We start from the raw sequence: 22981 nt of genomic DNA, 5'->3' as shown, positions 1-22981 counted from the left end.
TGGTGCCTTTCGGTAGATCTGGGTCAGGAGAGCGAACCGAGCAGGCCGCCCGGGATGCCGTAGGACTTGAGCTCGACGTAGGCGTCGAAGCCCTCGAGTCCCGCCTCGCGGCCGATGCCGCTGTTCTTGAAACCGCCCATCGGGGCGCTGAAGCCCGCCGGGTTTCCGTTGACTTCGATTGTGCCGGTGCGGATGTGGCGTGCCACCGCCAGCGCGTGCTCGGGGTCGGCGGCGAACACCGATCCGTTGAGTCCGTACTCCGAGTTGTTGGCGATGTCGATCGCCTCGGCCTCGGTGTCGAACGTGTGCACCGTGAGAACCGGGCCGAAGATCTCCTCCTGCGCGATCTTCGCGGCAGGGTCGACGTCCGTGAAGATCGTGGGCTCGACGTACCAGCCGCGGTCGAGACCGTCGGGACGTCCGCCGCCCACCAGCAGGGAGGCCCCGGATCCCTTGGCGTCGTCGATGTGGCCCTCGACGCGGGACCGCTGGTTGGCGCTGACCATCGGGCCGATCTCGGTGGCGGGGTCGAAGGGGTCACCGACGGGCATCGACTGGATCAGGTCCACGAGCCGGTCGTGGAGTTCGTCGCGCCGCGAGCGTGCCACCACGATCCGGGTCTTGTTGCTGCACACCTGGCCGCTGTTGCGCAGCGAGACCGCGCGGATGGCGGCGACTGCGGCGTCGAGGTCGGCGTCGTCGAGCAGGACCGCGGCGGACTTGCCGCCCAGTTCCAGGGTCACGCGGCGCAGGTCCTGGCCGCAGAGGGAGGCGATCCGACGGCCCGCGGCCGTCGATCCGGTGAAGGAGACCTTGTCGATGCCGCGGTGGCGCACGAGGTATTCGCTGGCCTCGCGCTGCGCGGGGACGATGTTCACGACGCCGGCGGGGAGACCGATCTTGTCCAGGATGTCGGCGAGCAAGTAGGCGTCGAGCGGGGTCTCGGGGGAGGGCTTGATGACCATGGTGCAGCCCGCCAGCAGCGCTGGGGCGAGCTTGATCATCGTGATGAGCAGTGGGGCGTTCCACGGCACGATGCCGGCGACGACCCCGACGGGTTCGCGGGTCACCAGCGCGCTGCCCGTTGCGGACGACCGGGTGTCGGTCCACGGGTAGGCGGGGGCGAGATCCAGGAAGGAGTCCAGGAGCAGGCGCGGTCCGATGGACTGCATCTTCGTGGACAGCGTGATCGGGCAGCCCATCTCGGCGCTGACGAGCCGGGCGGCGTCGGCCTCGCGCGCGGCGAGTTCGGCGCTGAGCTTCCGGAGGACCGCGATCCGCTCTTCGAGTGCCATCCGGGGCCAGGGCCCCTTGTCGAATGCCTCGCGGGCCGCGTTCACCGCCGCGTCGATGTCTTCTTCGACGCCCTCCGGAACGCGTGCGACGAGCTCTTCGGTGGCCGGCGAGATCACGTCGAAGGTGCGCGCGGTGGCCGGCTGCACCCACCGTCCGCCGATGAACAGCTTGTCGTACTGTCCCTGCCAAATTTCTGTCTGCACACTCACGGTGCTGCTCCTTCTTTGGACGATAAGGGGTGGAAGTAGTCCGGATCGCAGGCGGGACCGAAGTGTCCGGCCTGGTGGGCGGAGCCTTCTGCTCGATATGTGAGCTGCACCATGCAAAGTATATAATGTTGCATAGCTCCATGGAAGTGCCTTGCCGTGATCCGCCCGACTGGGAGTCGCCTCGGTGGGGTACCCCGATCCGGTGGGGCTTGACCCCAACGTGAACTATATATAATGTTTTGTTGAGACGAAGGCGAGGCAACATGCAGCACAAGCCGCTCGACGGTATTCGGATCCTCGAGATCGGGGGATACATCGCGCTCCCGTTCGGGACGTCGATGCTGTGCGCCCTCGGCGCCGAGGTGGTCAAAGTCGAGCGCCCGGTGGTCGGAGAAGATTTCCGGCGCCATCAGAACGACGCCAGCCCCTACTTCCGGCAGTACAACACCGGCAAGCGCAGTCTGTCGGTCGATCTGAAGTCCGAAGAGGGCGTCGCGCTGGTCAAGGCGCTGGTGCCACACTTCGACGTGGTGCTCGAGAACCTGCGCCCGGGCAAGGTAGCGGCCATGGGGCTCGGCCCCGAGGACTGCCGCGCGCTGCGCCCCGACATCGTGTACGGGTCCGTCACCGGATTCGGCGCCGGCGGTCCGCTGGCCAACCGTCCCGCCTACGACACGATCGGCCACGCCTTCGGCGGCCTGTACTCGCTGTTCAGCGACGGCGACCACCCGCAGCTGGCCGGTGGCCTGAGCGCGGACCTCGTCACCGGTCTGAGCACCGCGACCGGTGTCCTCGCGGCCCTCGTCGGGCGGCTGAAGACGGGTCAGCCGCAGCGGATGGAGACGTCGATCATGGAGGCCGTCAGCGCACTGACCATCGACGGCATCACGCAGTCGTTCGAGCTCGGCAGCAATCCGGCCCGCACGAGCCGTCATCCGCAGGCGCAGAACTTCTGCGTCCCGACGTCGACCGGCGAGTACCTGGCCGTCCACCTGTCGTCCTCGCAGAAGTTCTGGCAGTCGCTGTGCCGCGCGATGGACCGCATGGACCTGGCCGAGGACCCCCGGTTCGCCGAATACCGCCCGCGGGAGTCGAACTATTTCGAGCTGGTGCCGATCGTCGAAGCGGAGTTCGCCACCAAGTCGAAGGACCACTGGGAGAAGGTCCTCACCGAGGCCGACGTGCCGTTCGCACCGGTTCTGTCGATGACCGGCTACCTCGAACACGAGCAGGTCGAACACCTGGACCTGGTCGAGTGGCAACCCGACGGCCTGGCCCTGATCCGGCCGCCGTGGACGTTCGACGGCGAGCGCCCGGACCGCGGTGACCGCGCTCCCAAGGTCGGCGCCGACACCCGTTCGGTGGCGGGCGAGGTGCTCCCCGCCGAGAAGATCGACGAGCTGCTCGCGTCCGGCGTCCTCTACGCCGACGAGTCCTGACCCGCTACTTCCCATACCCACTGTTTCCCCACACCCGCTACTTCCCGTACTCACTACTGAGGAGAGTTCATGAATCCCTACCGTTCCATGCTGTTCGTGCCCGGTCACAAGCCTTCCTGGGCCGACAAGGGGCTGGCCTCCGGCGCCGACGCCCTGATCCTCGACCTGGAGGACTCCGTTCCCGTCGCGGACAAGGACGAGGCGCGTGGCGTCACCGCCGCCACCATCGATCGTTTGCACGCCGAGGGCGTTCGCGCCGACGTGTGGGTGCGGCCCAACGCGTTCGTGACCGGGATCCAGGGCAGTGACCTCGAGGCGGTGATCCGGCCGGGGCTGACCGGTCTGTTCCTGCCCAAGGTCTTCGACGCCGAGGAACTCGTGCGGATCGACGCCGTGGTGTCGCACATCGAGGCCCGGCAGGGGCTCGAGGCGGGCAGCGTGGGACTCATCGTGAGCTACGAGACCGCGGTCTCGATGGCACACTGCGAGGAGATCGCCGCCGCCACCCCGCGCATCTCCAGCCTGCTGGGCGCGACCGGCCCGAGCGCGGACGTGGGACGCGAGCTGGGCTTCGAATTCACCGCGGCCGGCCTCGAGACGCTGTACCTGCGGAGTCGACTCGTCCTCGCCGCCCGCGCGGCGGGCCTGCACCACCCCGTCGCGGGCGTGTGGCAGGACATCAAGGACCTCGACGGTGCCCGTCAGTTCTGCCTGGACAACAAGCAGCTCGGCTACCGCGGCATGGTGTGCATCCACCCGTCGCACATCGCCATCGCCAACGACGTGTTCACGCCGTCCCCCGAGCAGGTCGACTTCTACCGCCGCATGATCGACGCGTTCACGGTGGCCGAGGCCGCCGGTAGCGCGGCCGTCGACTTCGAGGGTCAGCACATCGACATCGCCCACGTGAAGACCGCCGAAGGCATCATCGCGCAGGCCGAAGCCATCATGGCCCACGCCTGACCCGTCCCGCACCGACCGCGGCGAAGCCTCGTATCCGGAATGATGTGAGGCTTCGCCCGGAGAGTCATCCACCTACTCGAGCGTCTGTCCGGCGTCGACCTCGAGCTCGACGCCGGTCACGTAGCGCGCCTCGTCCGACGCGAGGAACGCGACCGCGTTCGCGATGTCCTCCGGCTCCACCCACGGCACGTCCATGACGGGGATGGTGGCGAAGCGGTCGGCCACGCTGTCGGGGGTGCGCTCCGCCTCGGGGATGTCGGGCGCGAACAACGCGTACGTCGGCGCATTGTGGATCAGCTGAATCGCGGCGCCGCACATCCTTCGTCGAGCGCATGCTTCAGAGCGTCGTAGTCACGCACGTCGACCTGGGTGGTGACGACGTTGCGGCCCAGCGCCTTCACACCCCGCTCGGTCTCTACGAGGTCCGCCGGTGTCGACGGCGGGGCCACGTTGGTCTCGACGGGTGCGACGACGTCGACGGCGATGATGTCGGCTTCGTCCTGTGCCAGCCGAAGCGCTTCCGCCCGTCCCTGACCACGCGCTGCCCCCGTGACGAATGCGACTTTCCTGCGAGTCTCGGCATCTGCCTGTCCCTTCTCGTGTCCTGAATGGGGTTGTCGGTTGTTCAGTGCTTCGGCGGTGTCCCGAGGACCAGGCCGTAGGCGCGACGGCTCAGGTTGCCGGACATGTCGACGGTGATGGATTTGTCCTGGGTGAACTCCGCGAGTGCGTCCGGGCCGAGCTCGCGGCCGATCCCGCTCTGCTTGTAGCCGCCGAACGGGAGGTGCTGAGACATGTTGTGCCAGTCGTTGATCCACACCGAGCCGGCCTCGAGTCGGTCTGCGACGTCCAGTGCGCGCTGGTTGTCCCGGCTCCAGACGCCCGCGGCCAGGCCGTATTCGGTGTCGTTCGCGATCTTGACGGCCTCGTCCACCGAGTCGTAGGCGATGATCGACAGCACCGGTCCGAAGATTTCTTCGCGCGCGATGCGCATGTCGTCGGTGACGCCGGTGGACACCGTCGGTTCGACCCAGAAGCCTCGGTCGAACTCGGGACCGGCAGGGGTTCCGCCGCCGTGGACGAGCCGGGCGCCTTCGGTCTTGCCGCTCTCGATGTAGCCGAGGATGCGTTCGCGCTGCGCCGCATTCATCACCGCGCCGACGTCGTCGACGGGTCCAGGGGGACACCCATTTTCAGCGATTCCAACCGCGCGACGAGACGGTCGACGAAATCGTCGTGAATCGAGGCAGGGAGGAGCAGCCGGGTGCCGGACTCGCAGGCCTGGCCGGCGTGCAGGACGAACCCATAGATGGTGCCGTCGACGGCGAGGTCGAGGTCCGCGTCGTCGAGGATGATGTTCGGTCCCTTGCCGCCCCAGTTCGAGCAGCACGCGCTTGATCGTGTCGGACGCTTTGGCCATCACCCGTCGGCCGGTGGCGGTCGAGCCGGTGAAGGACACGAGCCGCACATCGGATGCTTGACGAGGTGCTCGCCGACGGTCGGACCGTCGCCGATCACGACGTTGAGCACACCGTCGGGGAGGCCCGCGTCGCGCAGAACCGCCGCCAGTTCGAGGGCGAAACTCGGTGTCTTCTCGTCCACCTTCAGCACGACGCTGTTGCCGGCCGCCAACGCGGGGATCGACTTCCACACGGCGATAATCGCCGGGAAGTTCCACGGGCAGATTCCGGCACAGACTCCGATCGGCTCCTTCTTGACGAGCCCACTGTGCAGTACCTGGCCGGTAATCGGTGCCGGCCGTACCCATTCGAATGTACTGGTCAGCTCGGCGTAGTATTTCAGGTGCATCTGCGGAAATCCCACGGCGATCGCCAGTGCCGATCGAATCGGCATGCCGGTCTCGCGGGAGCTGATCGTCGCGATCGCGAGCCTCTGCTCGCTGCGGTCGCCGTGACCTGCTCGGTGGCCGGGTTCACGATCTCGTAGCGATCCGCGGTGTCGACCCACTCACCGTCGATGAACATCCGATAGTGCGGAATCCCGTTCTTCGTCACCGTGGGGCCTTCGTCTCGCATGCGCACACTCCGTTCTCGACTCCGGATCCGTTGGGTCCGAGATTTGCCCGGAGACGACAAGGACGGAAGTAGCTTCTCGGCCACCGAGAAGCACAGAGTGAGGCCGGTCTCAATGCGTCGTCGCTGCGATCCGCTTCATAAAATGGATAATGTGTGATACACAATCACCTCGCGGCTATTCCGGGCGAACGACTTCGCCGGACAGCCGGTCCCGCACGCGATGTGCAGCGTGCGGCAAGTGCGGATCCGCACACGATCAGATTGGAACCCCGACATGTCACCAACGGCACCATCGACGGCGGCTGAATCGCCACAGCGCGAGCGCAGCCGATCCGAATCTCGGCGTAGGGCATGGGGGTTGACCGGACTCCTGGTCACCCTGTACGTCCTCAGCTCGGCCGACAAGGCGGTCTTCGGCCTGATCACGGTGCCGCTCCGGGAGGAGTTGCACCTGTCGGCCACCCAGATCGGCATGACCGGCAGCATCTTCTTCCTCGCCTACTCGCTCGGCGGGTTTCTCGCCGGTCCGCTGAACCGGATGCTGACGCTGAAGTGGGCGATCGCGCTCATCGCGATCCTGTGGAGCGTGGTGCTGCTGCCGTTGATCGTGTGGGCGACGTTCGTCGCGCTCCTGATCAGCCGCACGCTGCTGGGAATGGCGGAGGGCCCGGCTTCGGCCCTGCAGCACACGGCCGCGTACTCGTGGCATGCCCCGGCCAAGCGCGGGCTACCGGGCGCAATGATTACTTCCGGCACGACCATCGCAAAGATCGTCGTCGTCCCCGCGCTGGCGTTCGTCATGCACGCCTACGGCTGGCGGGCCACCGTCCTGGTGCTCGCCGCAGCATCCGCGCTGTGGGTCGCTCCGTGGCTGCTCACGTGGCGTCCCGGCCCGTACCTCGGCGTGGGCAAGCCCGGTGCGGATCAGGGCACTGCCGAACCCGCGGTGCCGTGGCGCCGCATCGTGTACTCGCGCACGTTCCTCGGTGGACTCCTCGCGGTGATTCCCGCGTACATGCTGATCAGCGTTGTCCTGCAGTGGCTTCCCTCGTACTTCGAAAAGGGGCTCGGGTACTCGCAGCTTCAGTCCGGCTGGATGTTCGCGTTCCCGAGCTTCGTCGGTTTCGCGGCGCTGATCGGCGGCTCCTTCCTCAGCGACCGTGCGGTGGCACGCGGCAGGTCGGTGCGCGCGGTCCGGGTCGTCGCGCCCGCGATCGGCATCATGATCGCCGGAGGCCTGTTGCTTGCGCTGCCGGCGATTCCGTCGCGCATGCTGACCGTCACCGCGATTTCCCTGGCCTACGGCCTGACCATCGCGGTGTTCCCGCTGTTCACGGCCACGATGTCGGAGATCTGCCCGCCCCGGCAATTGGCCGGGACTCTGGGCGCGTTCCTCGCGATGCAGTCGATCGGCGGCGTCGTCGGGCCGTTGGCGACAGGCATCATCCTGGACGCGGCCGCCACGCCGGTCGCGGGATACCAGCTGGCTTTTCAGCTGATCGGCGCCGCCAGCGCGGTCCTGGCGCTGCTCGCCGTGGTGATTGCGGATCCGGCGAAGGACCGGAGGCGTAACCGGCAGGCCGTCAGCCCGAGTTGAGTCGAGACCGCCCGAGCCCCTGGGGATCCCAGGAGCTCGGGCGGATCTGAGCGGCCGGTGTATCAGTTCTCGTCGGGGTGAGCGGCGAGGTTCTCCCGGAAGAACGGGGTCGCCTCCGCCACGGCGTGGTCGACGTACTTCGGGACGTCGTAGAAGTCCATGTGGGCGCCGCCTTCGACGACCACCAGCTTCTTGGGGCTGCGCACCCGGCTGTGCAGTTCGGTGGACATCCACAGCGAACCGGCTTCACTGCCCGCGACGATCAGCAGCGGTGCCGTGAACAGGTCCTCGACCAGGTGGAACGCGTCGAACGTGAAGATCCGCGAGATGCTCTTGGTGAACAGCTGCTTGTTCTTCGCGTTCGGGTGCTGCGCCCGCGGGGTGAGGTAGTAGTCGTGTGCCTCGACCAGGTCGCGCGGAGTGCTGTCGTCCGGCTGTTCCGGAACGTACGGGATGTACGCCGGGTCGGCGCCCTGGGCCTCGGCGGTCCGCTGCTGCGCGACTGCCTGCAGCGTGGGCACCGCGGCCGCGTCGGAATCGGTTCCGTACCAACCGCGTCGGAACGAGGTGCCGATGTTCACGGCGCTGACCGTGGTGACAGCCTTGACCCGGTAGTCGGTCAGGGCCGCGTTCACGGCGTATCCGCCGCCGGCGCAGACACCGAGAACACCGATCCGCTCGGCGTCCACGTAGTCCAGGCTCTGCAGGAAGTCGACGGCCGCGCGCACGTCCTCGACTCGCGCTGCCGGGTCCTCGAGGTGGTGGGGTTCGCCGCCGCTCTCACCCTGGAAGGACGCGTCGTAGGCCAGTGCCACGAAGCCTTCCTCTGCCAGCTTCGCGGCGTACAGACCCGCGGTCTGCTCCTTCACACCGCCGCCGGGGTGCACGGTGACGACCGCCGCGTAGCTGCTCTGCGGATCGAAGTTGTCGGGCAGAAACAGGTTGCCGGCCATGGCGATCGGGCCGTTGGGGAAGGTGATGCTGTCCATTGCTGTGTCTCTTTCTGATGGGGTTGTGATGTTCGGTCAGAGGTTGGTGTCGTAGAACGGGATCAGGGCGTCGAGAGCGAGCTTGACGGGCTCGGGCTGGTCGTACAGGTCGTAGTGTGAGAAGCCTTCTGCCACGACGAGTTGTTTCTTCTCGGAGCGGGCGCGGCGGTAGATTTCGAGGCCGTCGCGGTAGGAGCCGAACGCGCCGGGCTTGTCGCCGACGACGACGCACAGCGGTTGGGTGAGGAGCACTTCCGCGTGGGTGAAGGCGTCCCATCCGTATCCCGCGGCCCGTCGTGAGATCAGGCTGCGGGTGGCGCCGTTCGGCTTCTCCCCGCGGGACGTCTTGTAGTACTCGGTGGCCTCGGCCACGTCGAGTCCCATCCCGGCTGCCGCGTCTACGGCGGGCGGCAGCAGGTTCTCGACGTTCGGTTCGGCGCCGCGGGCCTCGGCGGTGCGCTGCGCGGCGATCGCGTCCAACGTCGCGATCGGGTCGTAGGCACTGAAGGCCTCGTGCAGCAGGTGACCGAAGTTGACGCCGACGACGCTGCCGACGACTTTGATGCGACGGTCGGTCTTCGCGGCGGCGATGGAGTATCCGCCGCCGCCGCAGATGCCGAGCACGCCGATCCGGTCGGCGTCCACGTAGGGGAGGGTGACGAGGTGGTCGACGACGTAGCTGAAGTCCTGGACTCGCTGCGCGGGGTCTTCGATGAATCGTGGTTCGCCGCCGCTGGCGCCCTGGTGGCTGGCATCGAACGCGATCACGACGTAGCCGGCGTCGGAGAGGGCGGTGCCGTACACGTTGCCGGAGGTCTGCTCCTTGCAGCTGCCGATCGGGTGTGCGCTGATGATGGCCGGGTATTTCTTCGATTCGTCGAAGCCGGGCGGGAAGTATATGTCCGCCGCGATGTCCCAGTACGAGGTCTTGACGCTGACGGTCTCGATGCTCTCCGTGGCCATGAACTGATGTCCCTTCGTCGTCCGCCGGAGCCCGACGGTCTGAATGTCACTGCGTCGTGGACGATGTCCTCGACCCGCACTCATCACTCTGCTGCGATCCGTGGGCCCGTACCAGAGGCCGGTTATCGGGGGTACCGGCAGCCTCTCCCTCGGGCCGTCGGAGGTCCTTAGGCTGCAGGTATGGAGATCGCCAAGGAGATCAAGGACTTCCTGACGACCCGCCGCGCACGCATCACGCCCGACCAGGTGGGCCTGCCCGCCGGCGGCCGGCGTCGGGTCGCCGGGTTACGTCGCGAGGAGGTCGCGATGCTCGCCGGAGTGAGCGCGGAGTACTACGTACAGATCGAACGCGGCGGCGTGTCGGGTGTGTCCGACGAGGTGCTGGACGCCATCGCGACCGCGCTGCGACTCGACGACGAGGAGACGAAGCATCTGTTCACCCTCGCCCGCGCCGCGGCCACGAAGCCCCGCAGGCGTAAGCCCGCCCGGGCGCGCGTCGAGATGCCGGAGCCGGTCCAGGCGCTCGTCGATGCGATGATCACCGCCCCGGCCGTCGTGCAGAACGGTCACCTCGACATCGTCGGCGCCAATGCGCTCGGTCGCGCGCTGTACGCCGACGTGTACGACCGCGTGGACGGCGCACCCAACGTGGCCCGGTTCATCTTCCTCGACCGCCGCGCCGACGAGACGTTCCCCGACTGGAACAACGCGGCCGACGACGCTGTCGCGATGCTGCGCGTGGAGGCGGCGCGGTCGCCGTATTCGACGGCGGTCACCGGTCTCGTCGGCGAGCTCGCCACCCGCAGCGACGAGTTCCGCACTCGCTGGGCGGCACACGACATCAAGGCGCACCGGCGCGGAACGAAACGGTTCCATCATCCCGTCGTCGGCGACCTGACGCTGCGTTTCGAGGCGCTCGAGGTGGCCAGCGCGACCGGTCTCACCCTGTACGGATTCACCGCGGAGCCGGGTTCGTCCGCCGAGGAGGCCCTCCGCCTGCTGTCCAGCTGGATCGCCACCGACAGCGCGGCGCATCAGCATTCCTGAAGCGGGCAATTGTTGACCGTGAGTTCAGGATTCGCTCGGCGACCCGTCCCTCGAGAGGGTCACGGCCACCGCGAGGAGGATGAGGACCAGTGCGAGGACGACGGCGTAGGACGGCAGCCAGTACGCCGCGACGGAGGCCGATGCGAGCACGGCGGCGCCGACGGCGCGCGGCACCCAGCCGGTGTGGGTGGTGAGCCGGAAGTAGATCGCGTGCGAGAGCAGGTAGATCGCCGGACCCGCGAGCATCAGCACGCCGCCCAACCCCGCCCGGTCGTCGCCGGCGTGGGCGAGCACCAACTCGCTGCCCGCGGCGAACATGACGAGTCCGGTGACGACGCCGTAGATCACGTTGATCCCGATGTGCACGGATCGGATCGGGTTCTCGGTGGCGGCGATATGACTTTCCACGATCTGTTCGGCGCGCCCGAAGTAGACGGCCCACAGGCAGACGAGCGCGACGAAGCACCCCGCCGCCAGCGCCAGCGTCAGTGCGTCGGAATGATGGGCGGCAATCACGCGTCCCAGGGTCAGGACCGTCTCGCCCAGCAGGATGATGAGGAACAGTCGCATCCGCTCGAGCATGTGCTCGGCGTCGAACGGAAGTTGCTGCGTCTGTGTGCGTCCGCTCGGCACAGGGTGTGCGCTCCAGGTGCCGACGAGGTCGACGAGCGCGGCCACCGCCCACAGCCACAGGCGCCATTCCGGGTCCAGTGCGGCGCCGGCCACCCAGAACGGCGCCGAGACCGCGAACCAGATCAGCACGTGCAGGAAATGCGTGCGGAGGCGGGGTGCCGGGGCGGTGGCCGCCGCGTAGACGGCGGGGCCGATCAACGCCAGCAGCATGGGAACGACGAAGAGCCAAGGGCTTTCGTCGAACGCGTGCCCGATGCCGGCGTTCATGAACAGGCCGAGGCCCATCACCGTGATCGTTACGGCCCGGGTGGCGGTGCGTTCGATGTCGAGGAGGGTGATCTCGAACGTGGTGAATGCCCAGACCCCGCACACCGCAACGAGCGCAACGAGGGTTTCGGCGGCGCCGTGCCAGGTCAGGTGGTCGACGAGATGGTGCGTGAGCTGACCGATCGCCAGCACGAACACGAGGTCGAAGAACAGCTCGAGCGGCGAGACCTCACGGTGGGTGCTGCGGGCTTGCCTGACCATCATGGATTCCTCCTCGGCGCCCAGAATCCTATCCGGCGGCGTCGAGGCGGACGGTCGTTTCGGCGGCGGTGTCGGCGACCCCACCTTGACATCCATCGAATGGTGGATAATGTATTATATTGTTACTCGCGACACATGGAGGCATGCCCATGCAGCACAAGCCGCTCGACGGGATCCGCATCCTGGAGATCGGGGGGTACATCGCCCTTCCGTTCGCCACGTCGATCCTGTGCGCGCTCGGCGCAGAGGTCGTGAAGGTGGAGAAGCCCGTCGTCGGGGAGGACTTCCGCCGCCACCAGAACGACGGGAGCCCCTACTTCCGCCAGTACAACACCGGAAAGCGGAGCCTGTCGATCGACCTGAAGCGGCCCGAAGGCGTCGCGCTGGTCAAGGCCCTCGTACCGCACTTCGACGTGGTCCTCGAGAACCTGCGGCCCGGCAAGTTGGCGGCGCTGGGCCTCGGACCCGACGACTGCCGCGCGCTGCGATCCGACCTCGTCTACGGGTCGGTGACCGGGTTCGGCTCGGGTGGCCCGCTGGCGAGCCGTCCCGCCTACGACACGATCGGGCATGCGTTCGGCGGTCTCTACTCCCTGTTCGGCGACGACGCCCGGCCACAACTGGCCGGCGGGCTGAGCGCGGACCTGATCACCGGTCTGAGTACGGCCACGGGTGTCCTCGCGGCGCTGGTCGGACGGCTGCGTACCGGCTCGCCGCAACACGTGGAGACGTCGATCATGGAGGCCGTCAGCGTGCTGGCGACCGACGGGATCACGCAGTCCTTCGAACTGGGATACGACCCGAGCAGGCAGAGCAGGCACCCGCAGGCGCAGAACTTCTGCGTCAAGACCGCCTCCGGGGAGTACCTGGCGGTCCACCTGTCGTCCTCGCAGAAATTCTGGCGCTCGCTGTGCACGGCGATGAACCGGATGGATCTCACCGAGGATCCCCGCTTCGCCGAGTACCGTCCCCGGGAATCGAACTACCACGAGCTGGCCAAGATCGTCGAAGCCGAGTTCGAGCAGCAGTCGCTGCAGCACTGGGAGGACGCCCTCTCCGCCGCGGACGTGCCGTTCGCCCCGGTGCTGTCGATGACCGGATTCGTCGAGCACGAGCAGGTGGAATGGCTCGAACTGGTCGAACGGCAGCAGGACGGGCTGGCGCTGATCCGGCCGCCGTGGCGGTTCGCGGGCGAACGCCCCGATCGGGCGGGCACCGCACCGCGGGTCGGCGCCGACAGCCGCGAAGTCGCCTCGGAGGTGTATTCCGCCGAGCAGATCGACGATCTGGTGCAGGCGGACGTTCTGTTCGTCGAACCCTGAGCCTGATCGCGCCCGGGGCACACATATTCCGTATTCGAACGACGATGGGTGAGTAATCGATGTCTGCCGATGTATCGACCGAAGGGATCGTGGTGGACTCCGTCGACGACGAGTCTGCCGTGCTGGAGAACCTGCTGGCGACACGGTGGAGTTGCCGCGCGTTCGAGCCGCGTGAGGTTCCGCGACCGCTCATCGAGCGCATGTTCACGCTGGCGCAGCGGTCCGCGTCGTGGTGCAACACGCAGCCCTGGCAGGTCATCGTGACCAGCGGTGCGGGAACCGGGCGATTCCGCGACGGTCTCGCGGAGTACGCGCAGCAGCACAGTGCCGCCTTCGAATTCGATCCGCCCGCGGAGTACCGCGGGGTCTACCGTGACCGGCGCCGGGCGAGCGGGTGGCAGCTGTATCAGGCCGTGGGAGTCGAGCGCGGTGACCGTGCCGCGTCCGCACGTCAGTCGTTCGAGAACTTCCGCCTGTTCGGCGCTCCGCACGTCGCGATCATCACGACCGACGCCGAGCAGGGCGTGTACGGCGCGGTGGATTCCGGGCTGTACCTCGGCACCCTCCTGCTCGCGGCCCGGAGCCTGGGGATCGCCACGATCCCGCAGGCCGCCCTGGCGAGCCAGTCTCCCTTCATCCGTGAGCATTTCGGCATCGCGGACGACCGCAAGATTCTGGTGGGGATCTCCTTCGGCTACGCCGAACTCGACCACCCGGCGAACAGCTACCGGACGGCACGCGCGTCGCTCGACGAGGTCGTCAGCTGGCAGGACCGGTAGCGTCGGAGACCCCGCCTATTCGGTTGCCGTGGAGGGTGTATCGGTCGGGGTGTGATCGGTCGCGGCCACGATCGCGAGCAGTCGCAGAGCCTGCTCGGAGGGTGACTGCGGTTCCGCGGTGTACCCGACGAGGGACAATCCGCCCGCACCCGTGATGTCGAAGACGTTGTAGGTCAGCGACAGGTCACCGACGTCCGGATGCCGGAACTGTTTGACACCGTGCCGATGAGCCTTAACGTTGTGGGCGGCCCAGCGGGTGCGGAATTCCTCGCTCCGCGTGGCGAGTTCGCCGACGAGCCCGGTGACGACCGTCGACTGGGGTGAGTGTGCGGCCTCCACCCGCAGCAGGCCACGGCGTCATCGGCCGCGGTGTTCCACTCCGGGAACACGTCGTCGGCGTGCGGGTCGAAGAAGATGAACCGGACGAGGTTCGGCACTCCCGTCGCCCGCGCGAAGACCGGCGCGTACAGCGTGCGGCCGAGGGGTTGGCGGCGACGATGTCGAGGTGCCCGTTCAGCACGACCGCCGGCGAGTCGACCATGCCGTCGATCAGCGCCTGCACACCGTCGGGGATCGTCCGGTCGGCCCGACGCGGCGACCGTGCGGCGCCCGTCGTGGTGCCGGCGGCCCGCACGAGGTCGAACAGGTGCGCCGTTTCTTCCTCTGTCAGTCGCAGTGCTCGGGCGATGGAGTGCAGAACGTCGTCGGAGACTCCGGCGACGTTCCCGCGTTCGATCTGCGTGTAGTACTCGATGCTGACCCCGGCCAACTGCGCGACCTCTTCACGCCGCAGACCCGGCACCCGGCGCCGGGAAGGGTCAGGGTGTCAGCGGCAGCAGCAGGGAGGCGACGACGTCGTCCACCTTGTCGAGGTACAGCACGTCGTGAATCATCGTGTCGACCACCTGCTCGTCCAGCGGATGCACCGAGTACGGCACGCACTTGCGGAACTTGTCGACGAAGTCCTGCTCGCTGAACGGGTTGTTCGGGTGCCCCTTGACGTAGACGTGTTCGGTGGTGATCTTGCGGCCGTCGCGCAGCGTGGTCGTGAGCCGTGCGCCCCAGTCCGACACGGACGGGTCCTCGGCGGCGGAAATCCTGGACATCGGCTCCCGGACGTCCTGACGTTGCCGTGCTTCGTCCGTGTAGGACTGCACGAAGACACTCTTGTCGATCGCGGCGGTCGCGACGGCGTACGGGAGGCTGAACTGACATTCGGGGACCGTGTGCGGGTGCCACTTCACGTCGGTCGGCTCGCACACGGCGCGCCAGCCGGACGTGGAGACGTCGACGTGGACGGTGGCGATGTCGTCGGGGCCGAAGCCGTGCGTGCGCATCTGATCCAGGATGCCGTCGATGGAGGAGTGCGAGAAGTAGCAGGCGCTGTACCCCTTGGTCGTGATGTTCGTCGTCTCCCAGCGCTCACCCAGATCGCGGGTGAGAAGTTCGGGGTCCGTCTCCCAGCGGGCCGTGCGCAGGTATCCGTTGGGTCCGGTCAGCACTTCCCGGCGGGGGCCGGTGATGCCCTTCTCCGCGAGGAGACAGGCGGTGATCGCCGATTGGCAGACGAGGCCGTGGTGCACCCGGACCATCAGGGTGGCCGGTGCGTAGATCGCCATCGTGTGCGGCTGCGTCATGGTGCGGGCGATGCCCTGGGCATTCTCGAGCAGGTCCTGGGAGAAGCCGAGGAGTTTACCGACGGCCGCGACAGCACCGAAGATGTAGTGGCCGCCGCAATCGTGGGACTTCACGGCGGTACTGATGACCTTGTAGGCCGAGCCCACGCGGATCAGTGTCTCCTGCCCGACGACCAGCGCCGTCAGGAACTCCTTCCCCGTGACGTCCGGCCGCAGCCCCGTGGCCGCCAGCAGGCTGGCGACGATGTATTCGCTGATGTGCCCCGCTTCTTCGTGAAGATCGCCGCAGTCCATCGCGCGGGGCATCGGGCCGATCGCCAGTGCCGCCTCGGCAGCGGGGACGCGGCCACCGTAGAACGGCAGGACCGACTGCGGTGCGCCGCCCTTGTCCTTGACCAGATCCACGATCGCCGGAATCCCGTCCATCCCGGAGCCGCCGATCATCACGGCCATGCAGTCCAGCAGGGTGTGCTTGGCATGCCGGACGACCTCGGCGGGGAGATCGTCGTAGTCGGTCTGCACCGCCATCCGGCACAGGGTGCTCATCGGATCTTCCGAGTTCTGGATCGCGAACTTCGTCATGTCGTCCCTCTTCCGCGTCGAGATGTCGCTGTCGGCAACGCAAGTCGGCGTCCCGGTTCATGTCAGAAGGTCGCGCATGTCCCGGCTCGGGGATAGGGGGATTCTCGCCTACCGAGAACACGAGTCCGGTCAGGGCACCTCGGTCGCGTGCCGGATCTGCTGCTTCAGCAGCGCCAACCGCGGGCCGTCGGCGGTGCGCGTGGCGCGGGAGATACCGAGAGCGGTGGCGTGCAGCGCGGGCAGCAGGGTCGACGGCGCGTCGGCGCCGAACGCGGTGGTGACCGACAGCGCGCCGATCGCCGTGCCGTCGTCGGCGAGAATCGGCACCGCGACCGCCGTCGAGTCGGGGGAGATCCAGCGGCGGGCGACGACGTAACCGGTGCGCCGGGTCTCGTTCACGATCCGCAGCAGTTCGGCGCGGTCGACGACGGTGTGCTCGGTGAACCGGGTGATCTTGCCGGTCGCGAGGATGTGTTTCCGCACCTCCGGCGGAGAGAACGCCACCAGCACGATGCCCGGGGACGACGCCAGCGCGGGAAGCCGCACACCCGGCTGAGTCACGTTGGTGACACCCGGTTGCCGCGTCGTCAGTGTTTCCAGGTTGAGGACGTCGTTGCGGTCGAGTACCGACAGCAGCGTGGGGGCCTGCACCGCCGACCGCAGGTCCTCCATGTACGGCAGGGCGACCTCCCGGAGCGTGAGGGCGCTCGACGACCGGGCCACCACCTCCCACAGTCGGGTGCCGATGCGAAGCCTGCGGTCGGGGTCGCGTTCGAGGAATCCCACGTCGACGAGTTCGGCCACGATTCGATGCGCCGACGGCATCGGGATCGCGGTCCTGCGCGCGATCTCCGACGCCGTCAGGGCGCCGCCCGCCCCCTTGAACGCCTCGAGCACCTCGACGACCCGCTCGATCATCGATTCACCGCGAGTGGGCATCGAAACTCCTGGGGCATCGAGCGTGTCTCGACCGACTCGGGGCAGTCCCGACCCTCGTCTTGCGCAGATTGTCACGCGCCATTCGGCGGCACCAAGATGAGCGGCTACGGCGCTCGAAGTAATGGGGCCTTTTCGTCGGCTGGGTGCGCCGGGCTGTCGTGAACAGCTGAATGGTGCGAGAAAGTGGGCGATCAGCCCGCGTTGGCCTCGGCGTCGGTGTCCCACAGCCCGCGCTGCTCAAGTTCGTCGATCAGGTGATCCGCGCCGTCCAGGATGTGCGACTCCATGATCGTCTTCGCCCGCTTGCCTGCGTGCTTCTTCAACGCATCGAGCAGGAGGGGGTGTTCCTCCTGGGTTGTGGTGACGTGACCCTCGATGGTGGCGTAGAAGCGGTTCGGAAGATTCGTGACGACGGAACCGAGGAGGCGGGCGAGGCGCGGTGAGTCCGCGATCAGGTTGATCTTTCGGTGGAACGCGTGCCCGAGGGACGAAATTCGCTCCGTGTCGCCCTGTGCGATGGCGTCATCGTGCTCCTTCAGGATTCCCTCGAGTTCGGCGATCTGCTGCGGAGTGATGTTCTTCGCCGCCCGTGCGGCCAGTTCGGCGGCCAGCTGAGCCTGGGCCCAGAACAGATCACGCACGTCCTGCTTCGTGAACGGGGCCACGACGAAGCCGCGCCGGGGGACCATCTCCACGAAGCCTTCGCTCCGCAGGGCGAGGAGCCCTTCGCGGACGGGTGTCGTGCTGACTCCGACGGCTTCGGCGATCCGCTCGATGCGAAGGAAGTCGCCGGCACGCACCTCGCCGGAGATGATCATCTCGCGCACGTACGTGGCAACTTCCTCGGGCAGTTGCTGTCGTCTTGACCTGTCATTCAGGGGCATCGTCGGTCGCACCTTCCCGGATTCGAAAGACTCGACATAATGTACCATCCGCGCCCGCATGGCCGACCGCGGCCCGGAGTCGCGGCCGGGAATACGCGATTCCCTGGCACGGGCGAGTTCGTATCCCCGCCGCAATTTCTCGCAGCCGGATCGGTCACATTTCGGAGTCGACATAATCTACAACGCATCATATATTGTTCTGAGTGTGATCTGTGTCGCACCGACGGTCGGTGCTTCGAGCGAGAGGGACCTGATGAGCACAACGAACGATGGGACGTCGCGCGTGGGGATGCGCCCGTATCAGATTGCATCCGTGGTCTTCTGCATGTTCCTGAACATGCTGGACGGATATGACGTTCTCGTGATGGGTTTCGCGATGCCGCATCTGCCGGAGGGCTTTGCGACAAATACGGAGAAGGGCTACCTGATCAGCGCCGCCCTCGCCGGGATGGCGGTCGGTGCGATCGGCCTCGCCCGCTTCGCCGATGTCATCGGCAGGCGGCGCATCCTGCTGGTGGGCCTCGCGGCCAACACCCTGGGCCTGACCGCGTCGGCGCTGTCGAACGGTGTCGCGATGCTCTTGGTGACCCGCTTCGCCACCGGCATTGCGATCGGCACGATCAGCGTCGTCCTCTGCCAGGAGGTCGTCCCGCCAAATCGGCGAAGTGTGGCGCTCGGCCTGGTCATGGTCGGCTATCCGCTCGGCACGACGCTCGCGGGCTTCGCGGGCGCCGGGCTCGTGGCACTGGCAGGCGGGGCGTGGCAGGGCATGTTCTGGATCGGCGCCGCGCTGGGGGTTCTGTCGTTCGTGGTGACCGCCGCCTTCCTCCGCGAATCGGACGACTTCCTGGCCCGCAAGGGCACGAAGACGGAACCCGACCAGGCGATCCCCGCGCTGCAGAGCGAGGTCCGTCTGCTCGGCCGCGAACTGCGATCGCGCACACTCCTCCTGACGTTCGGATACTCGATGCTCACCGCCGGGTACTACTTCGTCGGCACGTGGACGCCGCAACTGATCAAGGACGCCAGTGGCGACGCGGGGAGCGGTGCGCTGGCCGGCATCGTGATCAGCTTCGGTGCGGTGGTCGGAGGTTGCCTGTTCGGTGCGTTCGGGTTGCGGTTCCCCGGCGCGCGGATCGCGGTGATCACCTCGGCCGTGTCCGCCGCGGCGATCGCCGGGTTCGCGCTCACGCTGCAGGGACCGTTCGCACTGGCCATGGCCGGGCTTCTCGGCGCAGGCACGTTCGCGGCCATGTCCGGGTTCACGTCCACGTCGACGGCGGTGTACCCGGTGCTCGCGCGCGCCAAGGGCTACGGAGCGATGATGGGCGTGGCCCGCGCGGGTGCGATTCTGTCGCCGATCGTCGCGGGATACGCGCTCAGCGTCATGACCCCGCGCGCGATGTACCTCGCGGTCATCGTCCCTCTCGTGCTCGCGCCCGTCGCGGCGATGGCTCTGACCCGCATCACCCGTACCGCCGTGGTCGGTGAGTCGAGCCGGACGGCCCCGGCTCTCGCCACGACCGAGTAGGTGCAGGACGAAGAAGGGCCGCTCGGGAGTTCCCGAGCGGCCCTTCGTGTGCGCGGGTGATCAGTCGAACAGGATGACGCCGCGGATGTTCTTGCCGTCCTTCAGGTCCCGGTATCCCTGGTTGATCTCGTCGAGCCGGTAGGTGCGCGTGACCATGTCGTCGAGGTTGAGCTGCCCGGCCTTGTACATGTTCAGCAGCCGGTTCACGTCCCACGTGCCGTTCGTCGAGCCGAAGACGCAGCCCTGCAGACGCTTCTGGGAGAGGGTGAGGTCGGCGACCGGGATCGGAAGACCGATCCGGGAGTGTTCGCCGACGGCGGTGACGACGACGGTGCCCGCCTTGCGGACCGAGGCGAGTGCCTGGGCGACGTGCTCGGGTTCGAGTACGCCGACGGTGATGACGAGGGCGTCCGCGCCCTGACCGTCGGTGTACTGCTTGGCGAGTTCGGCGCCCTCCTCGATGGTCGCGACCGCGTCGGTGGCGCCGAACGTCTTGGCGCTGTCCCGCTTGAACGCGACGGGGTCGATGGCGATGACGTGCGAGGCGCCGGCGTGCCGGGCGCCCTGCAGCGCGGCGGAGCCGAGCCCGCCGATGCCCATGACGATGACGGTGTGCCCGGGCGCGACGTTGCCGAGATTGACTGCCGATCCCCAGCCGGTGCTCACACCGCAGCCGACGAGGCAGGCCTTGTCGAGCGGAATGTCCTTGTCGATCTTGACGACCGAGTTGATGGAGACCGTCGTCGTCTCGAGGAACGTCGAGATGCCGCACATCTGCCCCACCGGGGTTCCGTCGGTCGTGCGCACCCGGAACGTCCCGTCCGTCCAGCGCGGGCCTGCGAGGATGCCGGCGGCGAGATTGCACAGGCTCTGCAGGTTGGACGAGCACCAGCGGCAATGGCCACAGGACGGGATCGCGGAGAACACGACGTGGTCGCCGACCTCGATGCCCTTGTAGTTGGGGGACGCCTTCGTCACGATGCCCGCGCCCTCGTGGCCGAGCGCGAACGGGTACATGCCGACCGGGATGTCCCCGGTGACGTGGTGGTCGTCGGAGTGGCACATACCGCTCGCGACGAGCTTGACCTGGACCTCGTCGTCGCGGGGATCTTCCAGTTCGAGGTCGATCACCTCCAGTTCGCCGGGGACCTGCCGGATGACTGCGCCGCGAGTTCTCATGCTTCTCCTTGGGGTTGGTGAATGGGATGTGACTGGTGTCAGTCGGCGAGCCGAGTGACCACGGACTTCGTCTCGAGGTATTCGGCGAGTGCCTCGGCGCCGTTCTCGCGGCCCCAGCCGGACTGCTTGTATCCGCCGACCGGCATTTGCACACCGCCCGCGCGGTGGACGTTGATGCCGATTCGGCTCGCCCGCAGCCGATGAGCGATCGAGTGGGCGCGGGCGACGTCGCGGGTCCAGACGCTGCCCGCGAGGCCGTATTCGGTGTCGTTCGCGGCGTCGACGGCGTCGCCGAGGTCGGCGAATTTCACGACGCCGAGCACCGGACCGAAGATTTCTTCGCGGATCATCGCCATCGACGGGTCGGCGTCGGCCACCACGGTCGGTTCGTAGAAGTAGCCGGTGTCGCCGATTCGGTTGCCGCCGGAAACAACCCGCGCCCCGGCCGCGACACCACTCTCGACGTAACCGTGCACCCTGTCGAGGTGCCGCTGCGAGATGAGCGGCCCGAGGTCGGCGTCCGGGTCGGTGCCGTAGCCGACCTTCAGGTTGCGGCCGAACTCGGCGACCCCGTCGGCCACCTCGTCGGCGACATCCCGATGGACGAACAGCCGGGAGCCGGAGGTGCAGATCTGTCCGGAGTTCCAGAAGATTCCGGTGGCGACGCCGGGGATCACGGTGTCCAGATCGGCGTCCGGCAGCACGATCATCGCCGACTTGCCGCCGAGTTCGAGCGAGACCTTCTTGAGGTTGCCCGTGGCGGCGTGCACGATCTGCCTGCCGACCTGGGTCGACCCGGTGAAACTCACCTTGTCGACGCCGGGGTGCGCGGCGAGCGGGGCGCCGACTCGCGGCCCGAATCCGGTGACGACGTTGACGACGCCGGGCGGCAATCCGGCGTCGAGGAGCAACCGGCCGACGGCGAGCGCGCTGAGCGACGCCTCCTCGGAGGGCTTGAGCACACATGAGCATCCGGCGGCGAGCGCGGGTGCCAGCTTCTGCGCGGTCGCGACGACGGGTGCGTTCCACGGCACGATCAGCGCGGCCACCCCGACCGCTTCCTTGCGGGTGTATCCGTGGAATCGCATGTCGGCAGGGCCGATCTCGACGCTCTTGCCCTCGATCTTGTCGGCCCAGCCGGCGAAGTACCGGAACTGATTGACCGCCTCGCCGACCATCAGGCGCGCCTGGGAGACCGGCATGCCGGCGTCCATACTCTCCAGTGCGGCGAGGTCGTCGGCCCGGCTCTCGAGCAGGTCGGCGATGCGCCACAGGATCAGCGACCGTTGCTGGCCCGACAGCCGCAGCCAGCGCCCGTCGTCGAAGGAGCGGCGAGAGGCGGCCACCGCGGCGTCGACGTCGGCCTCGGTGCCCTCCGCCACCCGGGCCACCTGTTCTCCGGTGCCGGGATCGATCGCGGGGAACGACACACCCTCGGCCGCGGGCACCCAGGAACCGTCGATCAGGAGTCGTTCCGGCTCGATGAGTTCTTTCAGTGCCTGCGCACCCGTGGTCGATGTCATCTGCTACCTCCGACTGGTTTCCACACTGTTAGTACATAGTACAGAATATATAAAAAGGTCGAGGAAGCACGACGTGGCCAGTTCCGGCACCATCACGCATTTGTGGGCGCTCGACGCACCCATGCTGAAGGTCGACAAAAGCATCATGATCCTGGGTGCGGGCGGTGAGCTGGTGTCGCTGCCGTCGCTGCCGTCGCCGTCGTTCCTGATCGAGCACGCGGAGCACGGACTGCTCATCTTCGACACCGGTCTCGCCGGCGCAGGCGATCCCGCGTTCACCTACGGCCCGCTCGCGGAACTGTTCATGATCGATTTCCCCGCCGAGCGTGCCCTCGACCGCCAGCTGGAGTCGCTCGGATTCTCCACCGCCGACGTCGAGCGGGTGGTGATCTCGCATCTGCACTTCGATCACACCGGCGGCCGCGAGCATTTCGCCGGGGCGCAGGGATACCTCGGATCCGGAGAGCTGCGGTACGCGCGCACACCCGACAACCACGTCACGGGCTTCTTCCGGCAGGAAGACCTCGACGCGGCCGATCGGATCGACTGGTGCGAAGTGCCCGCCGGACACGACCACGACGTGTTCGGCGACGGCAGCGTCGTCGTGCTGTCGATGCCCGGACACACGCCGGGTTCGCTCGGACTGAAACTCCGCCTGCCGGACGGCGGCACGCTGGTCCTGTCCGGCGACGTCGCGCACATCCAGGACAACATCAGCTGCTGCGTCGGCATGCCTGCCGACTCCGATACTGTCGGTGCGATCGAATCGCTGAAGAAGCTCAAACTGCTTCGCAGTCAGCCCAACACGACCGTGGTGGTCAATCACGACATCGACGACTGGAACCGCCTCCGCGCCAACGGGCGGCAGGTCGTCTAGGCCCCGGACCTCGTGGTCGCTAGACTCG

At 67.5% G+C, this 22981-nt stretch carries 18 protein-coding genes and 3 pseudogenes; 8 read left to right on the top strand and 13 right to left on the bottom strand.

Going from position 1 to position 22981, the window contains the following annotated elements; all coding sequences use genetic code 11:
- Nucleotides 1-23: 23 nt before the first annotated feature.
- Nucleotides 24-1505, bottom strand: a complete 1482-nt coding sequence (locus I1A62_RS23410) for an aldehyde dehydrogenase (protein WP_219460130.1) — start codon at nucleotides 1503-1505, stop codon at nucleotides 24-26.
- A gap of 263 nt (nucleotides 1506-1768) precedes the next feature.
- On the opposite strand from I1A62_RS23410, the gene I1A62_RS23405 reads away from it, so the two are divergent.
- Together I1A62_RS23405 and I1A62_RS23400 are read left to right on the top strand one after the other, a co-directional pair.
- The gene (locus I1A62_RS23405) at nucleotides 1769-2944 is read left to right on the top strand and encodes a CaiB/BaiF CoA-transferase family protein (protein ID WP_219460128.1); all 1176 of its coding nucleotides are present in this window, start codon (nucleotides 1769-1771) and stop codon (nucleotides 2942-2944) included.
- 69 nt (nucleotides 2945-3013) lie between these two features.
- A complete protein-coding gene (locus I1A62_RS23400; RefSeq protein ID WP_219460125.1) occupies nucleotides 3014-3907 on the top strand; it encodes a CoA ester lyase in 894 nt (297 codons plus the stop codon).
- A gap of 72 nt (nucleotides 3908-3979) precedes the next feature.
- Here I1A62_RS23400 and I1A62_RS46875 read toward each other — a convergent pair.
- Together I1A62_RS46875 and I1A62_RS23390 are read right to left on the bottom strand one after the other, a co-directional pair.
- Nucleotides 3980-4536: pseudogene (locus tag I1A62_RS46875) on the bottom strand (SDR family oxidoreductase).
- A pseudogene (locus tag I1A62_RS23390) lies at nucleotides 4533-5943 on the bottom strand (aldehyde dehydrogenase). The pseudogenes I1A62_RS46875 and I1A62_RS23390 overlap by 4 nt, the downstream one beginning before the upstream one ends.
- A 274-nt stretch (nucleotides 5944-6217) precedes the next feature.
- Here I1A62_RS23390 and I1A62_RS23385 point away from each other — a divergent pair.
- The gene (locus tag I1A62_RS23385; RefSeq protein WP_219460122.1) at nucleotides 6218-7540 is read left to right on the top strand and encodes an MFS transporter; all 1323 of its coding nucleotides are present in this window, start codon (nucleotides 6218-6220) and stop codon (nucleotides 7538-7540) included.
- 62 nt (nucleotides 7541-7602) lie between these two features.
- Here I1A62_RS23385 and I1A62_RS23380 read toward each other — a convergent pair whose 3' ends face one another.
- Together I1A62_RS23380 and I1A62_RS23375 are read right to left on the bottom strand one after the other, a co-directional pair.
- Nucleotides 7603-8529: an alpha/beta hydrolase gene (locus I1A62_RS23380; protein WP_219460120.1), complete on the bottom strand. Its 927-nt coding sequence runs from the start codon at nucleotides 8527-8529 to the stop codon at nucleotides 7603-7605.
- Nucleotides 8530-8565: 36 nt separating this feature from the next.
- Entirely contained in the window at nucleotides 8566-9492 is a 927-nt protein-coding gene (locus tag I1A62_RS23375; protein WP_219460119.1) for an alpha/beta hydrolase, read from the bottom strand.
- A gap of 180 nt (nucleotides 9493-9672) precedes the next feature.
- Here I1A62_RS23375 and I1A62_RS23370 point away from each other — a divergent pair, with 180 nt between their 5' ends.
- The gene (locus I1A62_RS23370) at nucleotides 9673-10539 is read left to right on the top strand and encodes a helix-turn-helix domain-containing protein (protein WP_219460118.1); all 867 of its coding nucleotides are present in this window, start codon (nucleotides 9673-9675) and stop codon (nucleotides 10537-10539) included.
- 24 nt (nucleotides 10540-10563) lie between these two features.
- On the opposite strand, the gene I1A62_RS23365 is transcribed toward I1A62_RS23370, so the two are convergent.
- Nucleotides 10564-11703, bottom strand: a complete 1140-nt coding sequence (locus I1A62_RS23365) for a low temperature requirement protein A (protein ID WP_219460115.1) — start codon at nucleotides 11701-11703, stop codon at nucleotides 10564-10566.
- A 146-nt stretch (nucleotides 11704-11849) separates the two neighbouring features.
- Between I1A62_RS23365 and I1A62_RS23360 the strand changes: the two genes are divergently transcribed.
- Both I1A62_RS23360 and I1A62_RS23355 read left to right on the top strand, forming a co-directional pair.
- Nucleotides 11850-13022 carry a CaiB/BaiF CoA-transferase family protein gene (locus I1A62_RS23360; RefSeq protein WP_219460113.1) on the top strand — a complete coding sequence of 391 codons (1173 nt, stop codon included), beginning with the start codon at nucleotides 11850-11852 and terminating at the stop codon, nucleotides 13020-13022.
- Nucleotides 13023-13081: 59 nt separating this feature from the next.
- On the top strand, nucleotides 13082-13801 hold the full coding sequence (locus I1A62_RS23355; RefSeq protein ID WP_219460111.1) for a nitroreductase: 720 nt from the start codon (nucleotides 13082-13084) through the stop codon (nucleotides 13799-13801).
- 15 nt (nucleotides 13802-13816) lie between these two features.
- Here the strand turns inward: I1A62_RS23355 and I1A62_RS46460 are convergent, their stop codons facing one another.
- The 5 genes and pseudogenes from I1A62_RS46460 to I1A62_RS23335 form a co-directional block, all read right to left on the bottom strand.
- Nucleotides 13817-14140: a DNA-binding protein gene (locus I1A62_RS46460; protein WP_257890878.1), complete on the bottom strand. Its 324-nt coding sequence runs from the start codon at nucleotides 14138-14140 to the stop codon at nucleotides 13817-13819.
- Nucleotides 14141-14208: 68 nt separating this feature from the next.
- Nucleotides 14209-14603: pseudogene (locus tag I1A62_RS23350) on the bottom strand (helix-turn-helix domain-containing protein); the annotation flags it as partial.
- A gap of 16 nt (nucleotides 14604-14619) precedes the next feature.
- A complete protein-coding gene (locus I1A62_RS23345) occupies nucleotides 14620-16020 on the bottom strand; it encodes an MmgE/PrpD family protein (protein ID WP_219460108.1) in 1401 nt (466 codons plus the stop codon).
- 129 nt (nucleotides 16021-16149) lie between these two features.
- Nucleotides 16150-16959, bottom strand: a complete 810-nt coding sequence (locus I1A62_RS23340; protein WP_257890876.1) for an IclR family transcriptional regulator — start codon at nucleotides 16957-16959, stop codon at nucleotides 16150-16152.
- Nucleotides 16960-17150: 191 nt separating this feature from the next.
- Entirely contained in the window at nucleotides 17151-17843 is a 693-nt protein-coding gene (locus I1A62_RS23335) for a GntR family transcriptional regulator (RefSeq protein WP_219460106.1), read from the bottom strand.
- A gap of 253 nt (nucleotides 17844-18096) precedes the next feature.
- On the opposite strand from I1A62_RS23335, the gene I1A62_RS23330 reads away from it, so the two are divergent.
- Complete coding sequence (locus I1A62_RS23330; RefSeq protein WP_219460102.1) at nucleotides 18097-19374, top strand: MFS transporter; 1278 nt, start codon at nucleotides 18097-18099, stop codon at nucleotides 19372-19374.
- A 60-nt stretch (nucleotides 19375-19434) separates the two neighbouring features.
- On the opposite strand, the gene I1A62_RS23325 is transcribed toward I1A62_RS23330, so the two are convergent.
- Both I1A62_RS23325 and I1A62_RS23320 read right to left on the bottom strand, forming a co-directional pair.
- Nucleotides 19435-20553 (bottom strand): NDMA-dependent alcohol dehydrogenase, encoded by a 1119-nt coding sequence (locus I1A62_RS23325; RefSeq protein ID WP_219460100.1) that lies wholly within the window; start codon nucleotides 20551-20553, stop codon nucleotides 19435-19437.
- Between the two features lie 38 nt (nucleotides 20554-20591).
- Nucleotides 20592-22076, bottom strand: coding sequence for an aldehyde dehydrogenase (locus tag I1A62_RS23320; protein ID WP_219460097.1), 1485 nt, complete (start codon nucleotides 22074-22076; stop codon nucleotides 20592-20594).
- 73 nt (nucleotides 22077-22149) lie between these two features.
- On the opposite strand from I1A62_RS23320, the gene I1A62_RS23315 reads away from it, so the two are divergent.
- On the top strand, nucleotides 22150-22953 hold the full coding sequence (locus I1A62_RS23315; protein ID WP_219460094.1) for an N-acyl homoserine lactonase family protein: 804 nt from the start codon (nucleotides 22150-22152) through the stop codon (nucleotides 22951-22953).
- The last annotated feature ends 28 nt before the right edge of the window (nucleotides 22954-22981 follow it).

The sequence above is a fragment of the Rhodococcus sp. USK10 genome (genome assembly GCF_019378875.1).
Classification (GTDB): domain Bacteria; phylum Actinomycetota; class Actinomycetes; order Mycobacteriales; family Mycobacteriaceae; genus Rhodococcus_F; species Rhodococcus_F pseudokoreensis.
This window is presented reverse-complemented; position numbering and strand designations above follow the sequence as displayed.

Bases quoted from the DNA above. Each gene is read 5' to 3' on its own strand.
- I1A62_RS23405 (WP_219460128.1), top strand. From the start codon at position 1,769: ATGCAGCACAAGCCGCTCGACGGTATTCGGATCCTCGAGATCGGGGGA.
- I1A62_RS23400 (WP_219460125.1), top strand. From the start codon at position 3,014: ATGAATCCCTACCGTTCCATGCTGTTCGTGCCCGGTCACAAGCCTTCC.
- I1A62_RS23385 (WP_219460122.1), top strand. From the start codon at position 6,218: ATGTCACCAACGGCACCATCGACGGCGGCTGAATCGCCACAGCGCGAG.
- I1A62_RS23380 (WP_219460120.1), bottom strand. From the start codon at position 8,529: ATGGACAGCATCACCTTCCCCAACGGCCCGATCGCCATGGCCGGCAAC.
- I1A62_RS23375 (WP_219460119.1), bottom strand. From the start codon at position 9,492: ATGGCCACGGAGAGCATCGAGACCGTCAGCGTCAAGACCTCGTACTGG.
- I1A62_RS23370 (WP_219460118.1), top strand. From the start codon at position 9,673: ATGGAGATCGCCAAGGAGATCAAGGACTTCCTGACGACCCGCCGCGCA.
- I1A62_RS23365 (WP_219460115.1), bottom strand. From the start codon at position 11,703: ATGATGGTCAGGCAAGCCCGCAGCACCCACCGTGAGGTCTCGCCGCTC.
- I1A62_RS23360 (WP_219460113.1), top strand. From the start codon at position 11,850: ATGCAGCACAAGCCGCTCGACGGGATCCGCATCCTGGAGATCGGGGGG.
- I1A62_RS23355 (WP_219460111.1), top strand. From the start codon at position 13,082: ATGTCTGCCGATGTATCGACCGAAGGGATCGTGGTGGACTCCGTCGAC.
- I1A62_RS23345 (WP_219460108.1), bottom strand. From the start codon at position 16,020: ATGACGAAGTTCGCGATCCAGAACTCGGAAGATCCGATGAGCACCCTG.
- I1A62_RS23340 (WP_257890876.1), bottom strand. From the start codon at position 16,959: ATGCCCACTCGCGGTGAATCGATGATCGAGCGGGTCGTCGAGGTGCTC.
- I1A62_RS23335 (WP_219460106.1), bottom strand. From the start codon at position 17,843: ATGCCCCTGAATGACAGGTCAAGACGACAGCAACTGCCCGAGGAAGTT.
- I1A62_RS23330 (WP_219460102.1), top strand. From the start codon at position 18,097: ATGAGCACAACGAACGATGGGACGTCGCGCGTGGGGATGCGCCCGTAT.
- I1A62_RS23325 (WP_219460100.1), bottom strand. From the start codon at position 20,553: ATGAGAACTCGCGGCGCAGTCATCCGGCAGGTCCCCGGCGAACTGGAG.
- I1A62_RS23320 (WP_219460097.1), bottom strand. From the start codon at position 22,076: ATGACATCGACCACGGGTGCGCAGGCACTGAAAGAACTCATCGAGCCG.